At 26.6% G+C, this 17118-nt stretch carries 14 protein-coding genes and 1 pseudogene; all 15 read left to right on the top strand.

Annotated elements, in window-relative coordinates:
• The first annotated feature begins 171 nt into the window (after positions 1-171).
• The 15 genes and pseudogenes from IC213_RS04735 (at position 172) to IC213_RS04670 (ending at position 17111) form a co-directional block, all read left to right on the top strand.
• Entirely contained in the window at positions 172-1128 is a 957-nt protein-coding gene (locus IC213_RS04735) for a CorA family divalent cation transporter (protein ID WP_227436068.1), read from the top strand.
• 468 nt (positions 1129-1596) lie between these two features.
• Positions 1597-2610 carry a 3-deoxy-7-phosphoheptulonate synthase gene (gene aroF, locus IC213_RS04730; RefSeq protein WP_227436070.1) on the top strand — a complete coding sequence of 338 codons (1014 nt, stop codon included), beginning with the start codon at positions 1597-1599 and terminating at the stop codon, positions 2608-2610.
• A gap of 21 nt (positions 2611-2631) precedes the next feature.
• On the top strand, positions 2632-3696 hold the full coding sequence (aroB, locus tag IC213_RS04725; protein ID WP_227436072.1) for a 3-dehydroquinate synthase: 1065 nt from the start codon (positions 2632-2634) through the stop codon (positions 3694-3696).
• A complete protein-coding gene (gene aroA / locus IC213_RS04720; RefSeq protein WP_227862796.1) occupies positions 3696-5009 on the top strand; it encodes a 3-phosphoshikimate 1-carboxyvinyltransferase in 1314 nt (437 codons plus the stop codon). The genes aroB and aroA overlap by 1 nt, the downstream gene beginning before the upstream one ends.
• Positions 4987-6066, top strand: coding sequence for a chorismate synthase (gene aroC, locus IC213_RS04715; RefSeq protein ID WP_227862795.1), 1080 nt, complete (start codon positions 4987-4989; stop codon positions 6064-6066). The genes aroA and aroC overlap by 23 nt, the downstream gene beginning before the upstream one ends.
• 2 nt (positions 6067-6068) lie before the next feature.
• Positions 6069-7265 carry a prephenate dehydratase gene (pheA, locus tag IC213_RS04710; RefSeq protein WP_227860932.1) on the top strand — a complete coding sequence of 399 codons (1197 nt, stop codon included), beginning with the start codon at positions 6069-6071 and terminating at the stop codon, positions 7263-7265.
• Positions 7266-7310: 45 nt separating this feature from the next.
• Positions 7311-8120 (top strand): shikimate dehydrogenase, encoded by an 810-nt coding sequence (aroE, locus tag IC213_RS04705; RefSeq protein WP_227436087.1) that lies wholly within the window; start codon positions 7311-7313, stop codon positions 8118-8120.
• 11 nt (positions 8121-8131) lie between these two features.
• Positions 8132-8665 (top strand): shikimate kinase, encoded by a 534-nt coding sequence (locus tag IC213_RS04700; RefSeq protein ID WP_227845314.1) that lies wholly within the window; start codon positions 8132-8134, stop codon positions 8663-8665.
• A gap of 15 nt (positions 8666-8680) precedes the next feature.
• Positions 8681-9520, top strand: coding sequence for a prephenate dehydrogenase (locus IC213_RS04695; RefSeq protein WP_227862794.1), 840 nt, complete (start codon positions 8681-8683; stop codon positions 9518-9520).
• A 319-nt stretch (positions 9521-9839) separates the two neighbouring features.
• A pseudogene (locus IC213_RS21245) lies at positions 9840-10565 on the top strand (cache domain-containing protein); the annotation flags it as partial.
• Positions 10566-10619: 54 nt separating this feature from the next.
• Entirely contained in the window at positions 10620-11972 is a 1353-nt protein-coding gene (locus IC213_RS21240; RefSeq protein WP_413927295.1) for a putative bifunctional diguanylate cyclase/phosphodiesterase, read from the top strand.
• A gap of 33 nt (positions 11973-12005) precedes the next feature.
• The gene (locus tag IC213_RS04685; RefSeq protein WP_227862792.1) at positions 12006-15455 is read left to right on the top strand and encodes a diguanylate cyclase domain-containing protein; all 3450 of its coding nucleotides are present in this window, start codon (positions 12006-12008) and stop codon (positions 15453-15455) included.
• 16 nt (positions 15456-15471) lie between these two features.
• Complete coding sequence (locus tag IC213_RS04680; protein WP_227823876.1) at positions 15472-16209, top strand: YdcF family protein; 738 nt, start codon at positions 15472-15474, stop codon at positions 16207-16209.
• A 245-nt stretch (positions 16210-16454) separates the two neighbouring features.
• The gene (locus tag IC213_RS04675) at positions 16455-16766 is read left to right on the top strand and encodes a DUF6442 family protein (RefSeq protein WP_227436109.1); all 312 of its coding nucleotides are present in this window, start codon (positions 16455-16457) and stop codon (positions 16764-16766) included.
• Between the two features lie 15 nt (positions 16767-16781).
• Positions 16782-17111: a DUF6442 family protein gene (locus tag IC213_RS04670; protein ID WP_227834343.1), complete on the top strand. Its 330-nt coding sequence runs from the start codon at positions 16782-16784 to the stop codon at positions 17109-17111.
• The last annotated feature ends 7 nt before the right edge of the window (positions 17112-17118 follow it).

Below are 17118 nucleotides of genomic sequence, written 5' to 3'. Positions count from 1 at the left end.
GTATAATTTGTAAGAAAAGTCTAAGTTAAAAAATAAAAGATTTAATATTTATTTTCTAATAAATTTAATATAAATAAATATTAAATAATAATTACTGAAATAGTGAAAAATAATTACAGTAATAAATATATATAATTTTAAAAATGTAAATTGAGGTTTAGGAGTAGATTTATGTATATATTGAATTTAAATACAAGAGAGATTGCAAAAGATTTTAGAACAAAATTTTATATACCAGAAAATTCATATCTTATATTAAGTGCTCCAAAAAATTTAAAATTACTCAAGGAAACTTTGGATATAGATGAAATAACATTTAATGATTGTCTTAAATTTGATGAAATAACAAAGCTTGATTTATTTGATAATTATGATTTTTTGAGCCTAAATACTTTTGAATTGAGAAATGGAGAAGCTGTTATAGAAGAAGTAAATATGTATTTATCAGATAATTTTATATTAGTTGTTGTAAATGAAGAGCATTTTCTATTTGAATTTGTAAAGAATCTTATTTTAAAAAACTCTCAACTTGAAAAAAATCCTGTCATAAACCTTTTTAAGATAAATTATTTAATTTTTAGAGAAGTTATAAAAAATGGTTTTGAATCTTTAGAAAAAGTTGAAGAATTAATTCTTGAAATAGAAGATGAGATGATGGACAATATTCATAAAAATCATGTTTCTAGAATAAGTGATGTAAGAGGATTGACTAGAACTATAGTTAAAAACACCAGACCACTTTTATATATTGGAGATAGAATAGTTAAAGAAAATATACGATATTTAAAATACTCGAATGTAAAAAAATATAATCTTGAAAATTTTCAAGGGATAGATTTTGGTATTGATAAATTATATAATTTTGCACTATCAACACGTGAGTTAGCAGATAAACTCCTAGATATTTATTCTTCTAGAGTAGGTGAAAAAACGAATCACTTAATTACAAAATTGACCCTACTTACGGCTATCTCTGCACCACTTACAATTATAACAGGAATATATGGAATGAACTTTAGGTATATGCCAGAACTAAACTGGCTTTATGGATATCCAGCAACATTACTTTTGATGTTAGGCATAGTTTTTGTTGGAATTATAATATTTAAAATAAAAAAATTATTGTAAAAATAAGATGCTTTTTAAACGATTTTAGAAAAATATATTAAAAGAAAAAGTGTATTAAGAAAATAAAAAAATATTTTAAATTGAAAATATTTATAGAAAATATTGACAATTATATTTTCTTTGCTATAATTATTAAACAAGAAGATTAATAAATTATAAAAATGGAGGATAATACTATGAAAGGGATTTTAAAAGAACTAGTGGCAAAACTTTATAGCTTTTTTTATTTTATGTTCTGGGGCTTTTATTTTAGCGCTGGCTATTTCTTTTACAAAAATACATGTAATTCCTTTCTGGTGAGGCCTTGATTTTAATAACCTTGGGCATAGGTCAATTTTATAAAAATGATTATTTTATATGGTCATGTAAGATTTGATGCTTAATAGATTATTTTAGAGAACTCATTAATGAGTTCTCTTTTTTATTTTAAACTCAAGTATAAAAATATAACATTAGGGGGTAGTAAAGATGATAGTGGTATTAAAAGTAGGAGCAGATAAGAGAGAAGTTAAGAAATTAATAGAAGCTATTTGTAAAGAAGGTGTAGAAGTGAATCCTATAGATGGAAAAGAATTAACTGTTTTGGGGTTAGTTGGAGATACTAGCAAAATAGATGCCAAAAGAATAGAAGCAAATAAGGTGGTTGAAAAAGTTATGCATGTAGTAGAACCTTTTAAAAAAGCAAATAGAAAATTTCATCCAGAACCTTCAATTATAAATGTAGATGGTATGGAAATTGGGTCAAAAAAACTTACTATGATAGCTGGTCCTTGTTCTGTTGAAACAGAGGAACAAATAGTTTCTATAGCTGAAGATGTAAAAAAATCAGGAGCAGGATTTTTAAGAGGAGGAGCATTCAAGCCAAGAACATCTCCATACGCTTTCCAAGGATTAAGATATGATGGATTAGATTTATTAAAAAAAGCAAAAGAAAAAACAGGTCTTCCTATAGTTACAGAAATAATGTCAACACAAGATATAGATGTATTTGAAGAAAATGTAGATGTAATTCAAGTTGGAGCAAGAAACATGCAAAACTTCGATTTATTGAAAGAATTAGGAAAAACAAATAAAACAATACTTTTAAAAAGAGGATTATCTGCTACAATTGAAGAGTGGCTAATGTCAGCTGAATATATAATGGCTGGAGGAAATGAAAGTGTGGTTCTTTGTGAAAGAGGTATAAGAACTTTTGAAACATACACTAGAAATACATTGGATTTAAGTGCAATCTTAGCTGTAAAAAAACTTAGCCATTTACCAGTCATAGTTGACCCAAGTCATGCAGCAGGAAAATCATGGATGGTTGACTCTCTATCTAAAGCAGCAATTGCGGTTGGAGCAGATGGTTTAATAATAGAAGTTCATAATGACCCAGCTCATGCACTTTGTGATGGTAAACAATCAATTAAACCAGATGAGTATGAAGGATTAATAAATGAACTAAAAACTATCGCATCAGCAGTTGGAAGAGAAATATAATCTATAGAAGGATGGTTAAACGTGGAAGAAAAATTATTAGTTAATCTAAAAGAGAATAGTTACAATATATTTATAAAAAAAAGTATATTAAAAAATATAGGTAAAGAAATTAAAAAAATATATTCTGGAAATAAGATTTTTATTGTTACAGATGAAAATGTAGCAAAATTATATTTATATGAAGTTAAAAATAATTTGATTGAATCTGGATTTGAAACTAAAGCTATAATATTAGAAGCTGGTGAAGAGACAAAGTCATTTAATACTCTACCTAAAATATATGAAAGTTTACTTGACTTTAAGTTAACTAGAAAAGATTTGATTATCACATTGGGAGGTGGGGTAATTGGAGATTTAGGAGGATTTACGGCAGCAACTTTTTTAAGAGGTGTAAATTTTATTCAAATTCCAACATCTCTATTAGCTCAAGTGGACAGTTCTGTAGGTGGAAAAGTTGGAGTTGACCTTGAAAGGGGAAAAAACTTAGTAGGGAGTTTTTATCAGCCGAAAGCAGTATTTATTGACCCAGATGTATTATCATCTCTTCCAGAAAAATTTTATAGAGATGGAATGGCAGAGGTTATAAAGTATGGATGTATAAAAGATAAAACTTTTTTTAATAAGCTTGCAAACTTAAAAAATAGGGAAGAAGTGATGCAACATATAGAATACATTATACACAAATGTTGCCTTATCAAAAAAACTGTAGTTGAAGCTGATGAGAGAGATTTAGGAGATAGGATGCTTTTAAATTTTGGACACACACTAGGTCATGCTATTGAGAAACACTATAACTTTACAGGTTATACTCATGGAGAAGCTGTTGGTGTAGGCATGTATAAGATAACATTAGAGAGTGAAAAAAAAGGGATTACAAAACAAGGTACATCAGAGCTTATAAAATCAATTTTAATAAATTATGATTTACCTTATGATGTTGAATTAGGAGATAATAAATCCATAATAGATACTATATCTCTTGATAAAAAAAATCTAGGTGATACACTAAAAATAATACTTTTAAAGGATATTGGAGAAAGTATTATATATGATACTACTTCTAAATTTTTTCAGGAGGTAAAATGATGGGAAGCTTAAAAATATATCCAAGCAAATTATCAGGAGATGTGAAAATTCCTCCATCAAAAAGTATGGCACATAGAGCAGTTATTTGTGCAGCTTTAAGTGATGGAAAAAGTAGAATTTCTAATATAGATTTTTCTGATGATATTATAGCTACTATAAGAGCAATGATATCATTAGGAGCAACCATAGAAAAAAAAGAAGACATTTTAGAAATTACAGGAATCTACTCTAAAGAAGCAATCTTAAATAAAGAGAATCAATTGAATCAGCCTAAATTGACTATAGATTGTAATGAATCAGGTTCTACTTTAAGGTTTCTGGTACCTATCTCTTTAGCCTTTGATGGAGTAAAAAGATTTATAGGAAGAGGTAACCTTGGAAAAAGACCACTTGCTACTTATTATGAGATATTTGACAGACAAGGCATAGAATACAACTACAAAGAAAATAAACTGGATTTAATCGTATCAGGAAAACTTAAACCAGACGAATTTAGAGTAAAAGGAAATATAAGTTCTCAATTTATAACAGGATTATTATTTATATTACCTACATTAGATAGTGACTCAAAGATAATAATTACCACTGAACTGGAATCTAAAGGGTATTTAGATTTAACTATTTCAACTATGAAAGATTTTGGGGTAGAAATTGTAAACAATAATTATAAAGAATTTATCATAAAAGGAAATCAAACTTATAAAGCTATAGATTATAAAGTTGAAGGAGATTATTCTCAAGGTGCATTTTATTTATCAGCAGATGCTATTGGAGAAGATATTAACATACTTGACCTTAAAGAAAATTCTCTTCAAGGAGATAGTGAAGTTATTGAGATTTTATCAAGGATGGGTGTGGAAATTTTAAGAGAAGACAACAAAATCAAAGGAATAACAAATTGTCTAAATAGTACTTTGATAGATGCATCTCAATGCCCAGATATAATACCCGTTTTATCTGTGGTAGCAGCTTTAAGTATAGGGAAGACGACTATAATCAATGCTGGAAGACTTAGAATTAAGGAGTGTGATAGACTTCATGCAATAAATGTTGAGTTAAGTAAGCTTGGGGCAAATATAGAAGAAAAAGAGGATAGTTTGATAATTGAGGGAGTAAGCAAATTAAATGGAGGCGTAGAGGTATGGAGTCACAAAGACCACAGGATTGCCATGACACTTGCAATTGCTTCCTGTAGATGTGATAAACCAATCATATTGAAAGATTTTGAGTGTGTATCAAAGTCTTATCCACATTTTTTTAAAGATTTTGAGATGTTAGGAGGAAGAATTGATGAGTGGAATATGGGGAAATAATTTAAAAATATCCATCTTTGGAGAATCTCATGGAAATGCTATAGGTATAAATATAGATGGTCTTCCAGCTGGCATTGAGTTAGACTTTGATAAAATTGATAAAGAAATGAAGAGAAGAGCACCAGGAAAAAATTCTATATCAACTTCAAGAAATGAAAGTGATATACCAGAAATTTTAAGTGGATATTTTGATGGAAAAACTACAGGAACTCCATTATGTGCAATTATAAGAAATAGTGATACTCGCTCAAAAGATTATGGAGAAGTTAAAAACTTGATGAGACCAGGTCATGCAGACTATACAGGTCATATAAAATATTCTGGGTTTAATGACTATAGAGGAGGAGGACATTTCTCAGGAAGAATAACTGCTCCATTAGTATTTTGTGGTTCTATATGTAAACAAATTTTATCACAAGAAGGTATAGAGATAGGAGCCCACATAAAAAAAATCAAGAATATAGAGGATAAGGGTTTTAATTATATAGACATCTCAAGACAAGAATTATTAAATTTACAAAATTTAGAATTACCTTTGCTTGATTTATCAAAAGAAGAAGCTATAAAAAATACTATTCTAGATGCAAAAAATCAGGGAGATTCAGTTGGTGGTATAATTGAATGTGCAGTAGTAGGTGTTAATGTAGGTGTTGGAAATCCGTTTTTTGATTCTGTTGAATCTACTCTATCACATTTACTATTTTCTGTTCCATCTATAAAAGGTGTAGAATTTGGATTAGGATTTGATATTACAGACATGTATGGTTCTCAAAGTAATGATGAAATGTACTATGATGGAGATACAGTAAAAAGTAAAACTAATAATAATGGTGGGATTGTTGGAGGTATTACAACTGGAATGCCAATAGTTTTTAAAGTAGCAATTAAGCCAACTCCATCAATTAGTAAACAACAAAATACTGTTAATATAAAAGATAAAAAAGATGATGTTTTAGCTATTAAAGGTAGACACGACCCTTGTATAGTTCAAAGAGCTGTACCTGTAATAGAAGCAGTAACAGCTATTGGAATTTTTGATTTGATGAAAGGACGATAATAATGGAGGATTTAACGAGATATAGAAATAAAATTGATGATATAGATAAGGAACTTGTTCAACTATTTGAAAAAAGGATGAATATAGTTCTTGAAATTGCTAGATATAAAATGAAAAATAATACTACTATACTTCAAAAAGATAGAGAAGAAAAAGTATTGAGTAAAGCAGTAGATAATCTAGAAGATAAAAAATATTCACAAGAGACTGTACAATTTTTCAATTCAGTAATGGAAGTTAGTAGAAATTTGCAAAAAAGATTAATAGATAATGATGTAGAGGAAAAAAATGAAAACAGTTCAAATTCATCAAATGAAAATTTTGATTTGTTAAATCTATATAAATATAAGTCATTAAAAAGTGAACTTAATAAAAAAAATATCCTAGTAGGATTTCCTGGTATATCAGGTTCATTCACAGAAGAAGCACTAACAAAATTTTTTAATACTCAAATCACAAAAAAACAATTTAAAGAATTTGAAGATGTCTTTATAGCACTTCAAAATAAAGAAATAAATTATGGAATAATACCTATAGAAAACTCCTCTACAGGAGCAATTTCTGAAACTTACGACCTTTTAGGAAAATATGGATTCTATATAGTTGGGGAAGAGTGTATAAAAATAAATCAAAATTTAATTGGAATAAAGGGCACAAACCTTGAAGATATTAAAGAAATATATTCACATCCACAAGGAATAGGTCAGAGTAGTGAATTTTTAAAACAAAATAGTCAATGGAAATTGATACCTTTTAATAATACAGCAACTAGTGCTGAACTTGTTAAAAGGCTTCAAGATAAAACAAAGGCAGCAATTGCTAGTAAAAAAGCCGCAACGATTTATGGATTAGAAATAATAAGTCCTTGTATAAATGATATAACAGATAATTATACTAGATTTGTGGTAATTAGTAATGAGATACACATTGAAGAAGAGTCAAATAAGATGAGTATTGTATTTTCTGTTGAGCATGAAGCTGGAAAGCTTTATAAAATACTTGGATACTTTGCTGAAAACAATATAAATATGACAAAAATAGAATCAAGACCAATGAAAAATGCTTCTTGGAGATATTTCTTTTATATAGATTTTGAATGTTCTATATATGATTCAAAAGTATGTAGCTTATTAGACATGATAGAACGTAATACAGCATACTTCAAATTTATCGGTGTATATAGAAATAAAATTGAATAGATAAATGTAATTTTTTCTTTAAACAGAATGATTGGAGGTGTAAAGATGAATTTTTTTGGTCTAATAGGTGAAAAGCTATCTCATAGCGTTTCACCTCAAATTCATAAGAGGTTATTTGAAGTATTGAATATTGAAGGTGCTTATAAGAACTTTGAGATTTCAAAAGAAAATATACCAATGTTGGATGATGCTATAAAATTATTAAGAATCAAAGGTGTAAATGTTACTGTCCCATATAAAGAAAGAGTCATGGAGTTTTTAGATTTTATATCTCCAGAAGCAAAGCGTATAGGGGCAGTTAACACAATTTTACTTAAAGAGAATAAATTATATGGCTATAATACAGATTATTTTGGACTTGACATTATGTTCAAAATAGCTAATATTGATATTCAAGGAAAGACAGCTGTTATATTAGGTACTGGAGGTGCATCTAAAGCAGCCATAACATACCTTCTTGATTCTGGAATAGATAAAGTTTATGTTTCAAGTAGAAAAAAAGATAATAAAAAGCTATCAAATAATTCAGCTATATTAATAGATTATGAAGAACTTAAGAATATAAAAGGAGATATAATATTAAATGCAACTCCAGTAGGAATGTACCCTAATATAGGATTATCACCTGTCTCAAAATCTATTATACAAAATTTTGATATATTAGTAGATTTGATTTACAATCCTAAAAAAACTTCTTTTCTAGAAATTGGTCAGAATCTAGGTAAAAAAACGTGTAATGGATTATATATGTTGGTTGGGCAAGCAATAAAATCTCAAGAAATATGGCAGAATACTAAAATAGATAATGGTGTTTTAAATATTATATATGAAGAAATAAAATTAAACTTTTTATAGGGGGATTGATTATGATAAACAAAGAAAAAGTAATATTAATAGGTATGCCAGGTAGTGGAAAAACTACAATTGGAAAACTTTTAGCACAGGAATATAATTGTAGTTTTTGTGATATGGATGATTATATAAACAAAATATCTCAAAAAAGTATAGCAGAATTATTTTTAGAAGGAGAAGAGGTTTTTAGAAATTATGAAACTCAAGCATGTAGAGAACTTTCTACTAGCGATAAAACAGTAGTCTCTACTGGTGGTGGTGTAATAAAAAAAGATATTAATATAGAAATACTCAAAGAAGCAGGAATAATACTTTTTATTAATAGACCTATAGAAAAAATTTTAGAAGATATAAATATTAATTCAAGACCCTTATTACAAGATGGAAAAGAGAAATTATACAATCTTTATAATGAAAGAATAAATCTTTATAAAAATTCTGCGGATATAGAAATTTTAAATGATAAATCATTAAATGATGCTGTATATAATATCAAAAATGCAATTAATAAAAATTTTAAATTTGAATTTAATGAAAAAATAATCTAGGGGGAAATAAGAATAATGAATATTGTTGTTGTAGGATTAGGAGTTATAGGAGGTTCTTTTGCTAAGGCATTGAAAAAAGCTGGATATGAAGATGTGTTTGGAGTAGATATAGATTCTGAAACTCTGAAAAAAGCAGAAGAGTTAGAAATCATCAAAAAAGGATGTACTACAGGGAAGGAATTTTTCAAACAAGCTGATTTGATTATATTATCTATATATCCTAGATTAATTGTAACTTTTTTAGAAAATAATAAAGAGTATTTTAAAAGAGGAACTATAATTACTGATACCACAGGAATAAAAGAAATTCTTATAAATGATGTCTTAAAAATTATTCCAGATGATATAGATTTTATATTTGGTCATCCAATGGCAGGTAGAGAAAAAAAGGGAATTGATTTTGCGAGTGATGAGGTATTTAAAGAAGCAAATTATATAATTACTCCAACTGGCAGAAATAATATAAAAAACTTGGAGTTTGTTGAGAATTTAATTTTAGAGATAGGATTTAAAAGAGTAAAAAAATTAACTGCACAAAAACATGATGAAATGATAGCTTTTACATCTCAATTACCTCATGTAATGGCAGTTGCTCTTATAAATAGTGATGAAGAAGGTAGAGATACAGGCAAATTTATTGGAGATAGCTATAGGGATTTAACTCGTATTGCAAATATGAATGAAGACCTATGGAGTGAACTTTTTTTAGGAAATAGAGATAATTTATTAAAATCTATAGAAAATTTTGAGATGGAAGTGAATTTAATAAAAGAGGCTATCTTTAATAATGATAAAAATAAACTTGTTGAATATTTTAAAACATCTTCAGTCAGAAGAGAGTATTTAGAAAAATAGACTCTTATTTAAATTATATAAATTTAAAATTACATGTAAGTGGGTATAAATATAAACAATAACATATTTAATCATATTAGTCTTATTGTTACTAATGTAATTAAATATGCTATTGCTGTATTTATACCCTTAATTTTATTATCCTATAAATAATACTTATTTAATATGTTCTTTATTAACAATTTATAAAACTCAATTGTAAAAAAGAGTTTTTAATAGTAAAATAAAGTGAATCAACTAAATATAACTAGTGGAGAGGGTGAGGTGTAGCTACTTGAAATATAGTAGGCAAATATTAAAAAGTATATTAATAGCATTTATGGTACTATTCTTTTTTAGTGTATTTGCGTTTTTTTATATAAGTAATATGGATAATGTATTAGAATATGAGACAAAGAATTATTTATCAGAAATTAGTGAAGAGAGTAAGATTGCAATTAATAGTAAGTTGAAAAGTAATTTAAATGAATTAGAAAGTATTTCTAAGTTTTTAGAAATAGAAGATAATTTTAATTTAGAAAAAACTTTGAAAATCTTGGAATCATATAATAAAAATAGTAACTATAATAATATTGGTATGATTTTACCTAATGGCAAAGGCTATGCTAAAGGTATTTTTGGAACAGATTTTTCAGATAGGGATTATTTTAAGTTGGCCATTAAAGGTACAGCTAATATATCAAAGCCTTTAATAGATAAAGATACTGGAAAATTGACGAAAACATATGCAGTCCCATTATACAATAATGGTAAAATTGTTGCTGTTATTGCAGCTGATTATGATGTTGAGTTTGTATCTGAGTTTTTGTCTATTTCAACTTTTAATGGTGAAAGTTTTTCACTTATATGTGATAGTAATGGTGAAATAATTATACCATCTTATCACAAAAATTCAAATTCAAATATTACAAATCTTTCACAAGTTAATTTTAAAAAAGCATTTACTTTTAAAAATATGAAAATATCAGATAAAGGAGTAGTAGAGGCTAAAGAATCAGGAAAAGAAATTTATATGGCATATACTTCTTTAGGAATAAATGACTGGTTTATAATATCAATCGTTCCAAAGATAGTTGTATCTAAAAAGCTAAACAATTTAATGATGATTACAATTATTGGATGGATTATACTTTCATTTTTGTTTTTAGGTGTTATACTGTACATATTATATTCAAAAGCAAAGAGTCAAAAGACTATAGAAAAAATAGCATATACAGATCTTGTAACTGGTTATTCAAATTGGCGAAAATTTGAATCAGATGCTATAAATTTACTAAAGAAAGCATCACAAAATGATAAACATGCAATGGTAACATTTGATATTGATAAATTCAAAGCAATTAATGATATATATGGCCATAAAAAAGGCAACTCAATTTTAAAAGATATTGCAGATACATTAAATAATATGACTCATGATAATGAGACTTTTGCTCGTGTTAGTTCTGATAATTTTAATATCTTATTAAAATATAATACAAAAGAAGATATAGTAAATACTATTAAAAAAATCATTATTAGTAATGACTTTGTAAATTTGTCTTTTGGAATCTATGAAATTAAGGATAAGAACTTATCTATAAGTGCATATAGTGATAGAGCTTCACTTGCGAAATTATCAATAAAAAACAATAGAGATATAAATTTTGCTTTTTTTAACGATAAGTTAAGGGATAAGTTATTACTTGAAGATAAAATAGAGAAAGAGATGGAATATGCACTTGAAAATAATCAATTTATAATGTATTTACAACCAAAATACAATATTAAATCAGATAAATTTTGTGGAAGTGAGGCACTGGTTAGATGGCAATACACAGAAAAAGAATTTATATATCCAAGTGATTTTATTCCTATATTTGAAAAGAATGGTTTTATTACAAAAATTGATATGTACATACTAGAACAAGCTTGCAAAGAAATTAGAACTTTATTTGACAAAGGTATTTTACCTTTACCTATATCTGTGAACTTTTCAAGAGTTGATTTTTTAAAAAAAGATTTTATCACAAAAATAGTTAATATATGTGATAAATATAAAATACCATATAGTTTAATAGAAATTGAAATTACTGAATCTAGTATGTTTGGTGATACGGACACTCTATTTGATGTAAGTAGAAGACTTCAAGATATTGGATTTATAATTTCAATGGATGATTTTGGGTCAAGATATTCTTCTGTAAATATGCTTAAAAATATACCTTTAAATGTAATCAAATTAGATAGAGGCTTTTTTATTGATGATAAGAATATTGATAAAAGTCAAATTGTTATAAAAAGTATAGTTTCGCTTATTAAACAATTGGGAATAAGAGTCGTTGCTGAAGGAATTGAAACAAAAAGTCAGGTGGAAATGTTAAGGGAAGCAAATTGTGACATTATTCAGGGTTATTATTTTTCAAAACCATTACCAGTTAAAGAGTTTGAGAAATTAGTCTATAAAATATAGGTCAATAAATTTTAATTTGGAGGTGGTAAGTAAGTGATAAGAGCAAAATCGTTGAAAAGCGTAATGAGTATTATATTAATATTTTTATTCACAATAATTTCTTTTTCTGATTTTGCATTTAAAACTAATGTTCAAGAAGAAGAAAACAATAAAGTTAGTTTAAAAGAAATATCTTTACAAAGTTCTAATGCTATAAAAATAAAGCTAGACAGTTCATTATCATTTGTTAAGAGTATAGCGAATATGGTTTCATATTTTGATACTATAGATAATCCTGAGATAATCCCGTTATTAGCTAAAATATCAAAAGAATCTGATTTTCAAAGAATATCAATTGCTTCTCCTAATGGAATAAGTCGTACTAGCGATGGGAAAGTTGTTGATATATCAAATTACCAATATTTTAAGAAAGCTATTAGTGGAGACAGTAACATATCTGAAGTAGTAAAATCTCCTATTGATGGAAAAGATACTTTTGTTATAGCTACACCTGTATACAAAGAAAATAAAGTGATTGGTGTTTTATATGGTTCATACTATAATGATAAATTAGCTGAATTCATTGACATAACAAGTTTCAACAGTGAAGGATATATAGATATATTTGAATCTAGCGGACAATTTGTTTTGAAATCTTCACATACAAATGCTATAGTTGGAGCAAGTAGTAATATATACGATATATTCAAGGAAGCTTCTTTTGATGCTGGTTATAGCTATAAAAAAGTATATGAAGATACAAAACATAAAAAGAGTGGATTTATTTCATATAAATACAAAGGTAAAGAACGTTATGCAACATACACACCAATAGGTGTAAATGACTGGTATGTTCTCTCAGTAATACCACAATATACTGTAAGAAAAAATATTGATAAAATAAATCAATTAGCATTTTCTTTAATTTGTAAGGTGTTCTTATTATTTATTGCACTAATAATATATATCTTCTATAAAAATAATAAATCACAAAAGCATATTCTAAAAGCCAATAAGGAAATATCATCTATTACAAATAGCATTCCTGGAGGAGTTCAAAAATGTACTGTTGATGAAAAATTTGAGTTTGAATTTTTAAGTGATGGATTTGTTGATTTGTTTGGTTACACAAGAGAAGAAATAAAAATGCAATTTAATAATAGTTTTTATAAAATAATACACAAAGATGATGTTGAAAGAGTAAAAAAAGAAATCTCTGAACAACTTTATAAAAATAAAACTATTGAATTGGAATACAGAGTTAGAACTAAAAGTGGTGATATAGTCTGGATATCTGATAAGGGGGAACTTATAGTAGAACCTGATGGTAAAAAATATCTTTATTGTGTTACAGTAGATATTACCAAAACAAAACAATTAGAAAAAGAAATGGAACAAAAGAATTTAGAACTTGAAATGGTATCAGAAAATATATTAGGCGGAATACTTATAACAGAATTTGATGAAGATTTTACTATACAATATGCTAACTCTGGTTATCTATCAATGATTGGATATACACGTAAACAGTTAGAAGATGAACTCCAATATAAATCATGTAATCTTGTTTTTTATGATGATAGAAAAAAGATTCTTGAAAATTTAAGACATCAGTTGATTATTGGAAATATCGCTGTAGGTGAATATAGAATAAAGAAATGTGATGGCAAGATGATATGGGTTTCTTTAAAAGGAAGGCTTATTACTGATAGTGATGATAGCAAAAAAGGAATTTGGATTTTAACTGATATAACTGATTTAAAAAATGCAGAACAAAAACTTAGAATTAATGAAGAAAGATTTAGAATTGCATTAAATCAAACATCAAATATTATATTTGAGTATGATATAAATACAAAATCTCTTGTAAATACTAATAAGAGTATGGAAAATTATAATATTGATAAAATAAATGAAAATGTTCCTTATTCCTTAGTTGAAGCAGGAATTATTTATAAAGACTTTAGTGAAGATTTTATAAAAATGTATGAGAAGATAATAAGTGGAGAAAAAACTGCAAGTTGTGTTGTTAAAATAAGAGTTCCAGATCAAGGCTACATATGGAACAAAATTACATTAACTACTATTTTTGATGAAGATGGTAAACCTATAAGAGCTATTGGGATACAAGAAGATATAAGTGAACAAAAAGAAGCAGAAATAAGATATAATCAAGCATACAAATATCATTCCGCTATATTATCAGAAGCAATAATAACCTATGAAATAAATGTATCAAAGGATATTTTTATAAGGGGTAATGAAAATTGGTATCGACAATTTGGAATTAAACCAAGCAATGACTACTCTGAAATGGTAAAATCTATATCAGAGACTGTTATTTATAAAGATGATAAAGAAGTCTTTTTAAATACATTTTTATGTAGACATTTATTAGAAGCCTATAAAAATAATATAAGTGAAATAAAGTTGGAATATAGAAGAATGAATCAAGATGATAAAATGATTTGGGTACTTTGTACAATGCATTTAATAAAAGACTCTATTACGAATGATATAAAAGCACTTGCTTATATTAAAGATATCGACGAACAGAAAAATGAAGAAATTAAATTAAAATTAAAAGCTGAAAGAGATACTTTAACAGGATTATATAATAAGGGTACTACAGAAAATCTTATTAATGATTTTCTAAATTCAGAAGAATCAAATTCAGGAATTCATGCCTTTTTAATTATTGATATAGATAATTTTAAATCAATAAATGATAATTTAGGACATGTTTTTGGAGATAAAGTTTTGTATGAAGTTTCTAAACAACTAAAGCCTATATTTAGAAATAATGATATAGTGGGGCGTATTGGTGGTGATGAATTTATAGTATTCTTAAAGAATATTCAATCTTTTGAAAATGCTAAAAGTAAAGCAGAAAAAATATGTAATATATTTAGAAATTCTTATACTGGAAATAAAAAAACGTATAAGATATCTGGTACAGTTGGAATTTCATTCGCACCAGAACATGGAGCTGTATTTGAAGAACTTTATAAAAAAGCAGACATGGCACTTTATTATGCAAAGAATAAAGGAAAAGATAAGTATTCACTTTATAATGATTGTATATGTGAAAATAAACTTGAAACCGATATAAGTAATGGTAGTGTGAAAGAAGAAAGTCTAAAAGGTGAAATTGAATATGAAGATTCTAATCTATCACTAAAAGAAGTTCTTGATTCTATTGATAATTATATATATATAGTAAATCCGAATACTTATGACCTTATTTTTATTAATAATAAGGTCTCAAATTTAGACTTAGAAATAAAAATAGGAGATAAATGTTATAAATCATTATTAAAATCTAATATTCCTTGTAATAACTGCCCGATTAATGGATTAAAAGAAAATAGAGATTCAAAATTTAAAACAGAGACAAATATATTTGGAGAAAATGTATCAATTGCAAGTTGGATTAATTGGATAGATGGAGAATATAACTGTCTTATAGAGTGCATAGATATTTCTTTATATAAAAACAAATAAAAAGGATTATATAAATATGATTAATTTAATATTGGGTTTAATATTTATAATTTACTATTTTTATCTTAAAATAGTTTTTGGTGGTATTTCATTTAGTGGATTTTTCTTAGTTATAGGAATACTATTAATTGTTTATCGAATCTTAAAAAAGAAAATTAAAGAAAAGAAGGTTTTTTATAAAGTGCTAAAAATACTAATTAGTGTTTTCTTAATAGTATTCATGATTACTGAAAGCTTAATAATCTTTTATCCTAAAAATAGTTTTGAGACAAAAAGTGATTATCTTTTGATTTTAGGAGCTTCTGTAAAAAAGACTACACCAAGTACTACATTGAAGGGAAGATTAAACACTGCTTTAAAATATTTAAAAGTTAATAGTGAATGCTATGTAGTAGTATCAGGTGGTAAGGGTAATGGAGAAAATATAACTGAGGCAAAAGCTATGAAAGATTATCTTGTTAGAAATGGTATAGATAGCAATAGAATAATAGAAGAAGATAAATCTACAAATACTTATGAAAACTTTAAATATTCAAAGCTAAAGATAGAAGAGCATAGTAGAAAAAGAATAAAAAATATAAAAGTAAAAATTGTAACAACTGATTTTCATGTTCTTAGGAGTAAAATACTAGCATCTAGAAATGAATATAAAAATATTTCTTTTTACGCTAGTAAGTCAAAGCTTTCATTTGTTCCAACATATTATACAAGAGAATTTTTTGCAATATGGAAAACAATTGTTTTTGATAGGTGAAAGTGATATGTGACAAATAAAAATACTAGATATAAATCATAAATTTATATCTAGTATTTTTTATGTAAAAATCCAATGCAGATTTCACAGTATGAATTGACCTTGAAGAAAGGCGATAACTGGAAGATAGTAAGGTAAATCATAAAAGCGTGCATTTCTATATAAGATTTGCATACTTTTAATTTGACAATAAAACTTTGCAAAAGTTATTGACAAGTAAACTTGGCAATAAAAGGAGAATATAGATGAATAAAGAAGAAATTTTAGAAAGAAGTAGACAAGAAAAATCAGATGAGGGATATTTATTCGTATTAAATAAAGGTCAACGATATGGAACTTTATTATTTGTAGGTATAATAGTACCGCTCATTATCTTAAATCTTATAAAATTAAGAACAACTGATTTATCCTTATTATTAACTATATTATGGGGCTGGTTAACTGGGAACTATTATGGGAGTTTTAAGGCATTAAATAAAAAGAGTGGCTTTATTATCCTTCTCTCTTCTATTATAACATTGAGTAGTTTTATCTATTACATTACACAAGTATTTTAAGAAAGGGGAATTGATATGAATAAAGAAGCTGTTTTAAACAAGGCAAAATTGGAAAAAAACGAAGAATTTGAAAACACAGTAAGTCAAAAAGCTACTGCAATTGGTTCAATTGCTTTAGCGATTATTTGTGGTGTTGTTTTCGCAGTCAAAGTAGTTGTATCTGACATGAGAGGTCTTGAAAAAGTAACACCATTCTATGATATTTTAGCTGTATTAACTGGCTATGTATCAGTTGCTTATTTTGTTGTTTACAGAAAGATAAATGAGAAAAAATATTTGCTGATAAGTATAGGGGCTTTAATTATTTTTGCACTATGTATTTTTAAATTCATTTATACGTTATAGGTAGAAG

The sequence above is a fragment of the Clostridioides sp. ES-S-0049-02 genome (assembly GCF_020658465.1).
Classification (GTDB): Bacteria; Bacillota; Clostridia; order Peptostreptococcales; family Peptostreptococcaceae; genus Clostridioides.
The sequence above is the reverse complement of the archived record's forward strand: the minus strand, read 5'-3'. Positions and strand labels throughout refer to the sequence as shown.

Coding starts and splice junctions, on each gene's coding strand:
- IC213_RS04735 (WP_227436068.1), top strand. CDS start 172: ATGTATATATTGAATTTAAATACAAGAGAGATTGCAAAAGATTTTAGA.
- aroF (WP_227436070.1), top strand. CDS start 1,597: ATGATAGTGGTATTAAAAGTAGGAGCAGATAAGAGAGAAGTTAAGAAA.
- aroA (WP_227862796.1), top strand. CDS start 3,696: ATGGGAAGCTTAAAAATATATCCAAGCAAATTATCAGGAGATGTGAAA.
- aroC (WP_227862795.1), top strand. CDS start 4,987: ATGAGTGGAATATGGGGAAATAATTTAAAAATATCCATCTTTGGAGAA.
- pheA (WP_227860932.1), top strand. CDS start 6,069: ATGGAGGATTTAACGAGATATAGAAATAAAATTGATGATATAGATAAG.
- aroE (WP_227436087.1), top strand. CDS start 7,311: ATGAATTTTTTTGGTCTAATAGGTGAAAAGCTATCTCATAGCGTTTCA.
- IC213_RS04700 (WP_227845314.1), top strand. CDS start 8,132: ATGATAAACAAAGAAAAAGTAATATTAATAGGTATGCCAGGTAGTGGA.
- IC213_RS04695 (WP_227862794.1), top strand. CDS start 8,681: ATGAATATTGTTGTTGTAGGATTAGGAGTTATAGGAGGTTCTTTTGCT.
- IC213_RS21240 (WP_413927295.1), top strand. CDS start 10,620: ATGATGATTACAATTATTGGATGGATTATACTTTCATTTTTGTTTTTA.
- IC213_RS04680 (WP_227823876.1), top strand. CDS start 15,472: ATGATTAATTTAATATTGGGTTTAATATTTATAATTTACTATTTTTAT.
- IC213_RS04675 (WP_227436109.1), top strand. CDS start 16,455: ATGAATAAAGAAGAAATTTTAGAAAGAAGTAGACAAGAAAAATCAGAT.
- IC213_RS04670 (WP_227834343.1), top strand. CDS start 16,782: ATGAATAAAGAAGCTGTTTTAAACAAGGCAAAATTGGAAAAAAACGAA.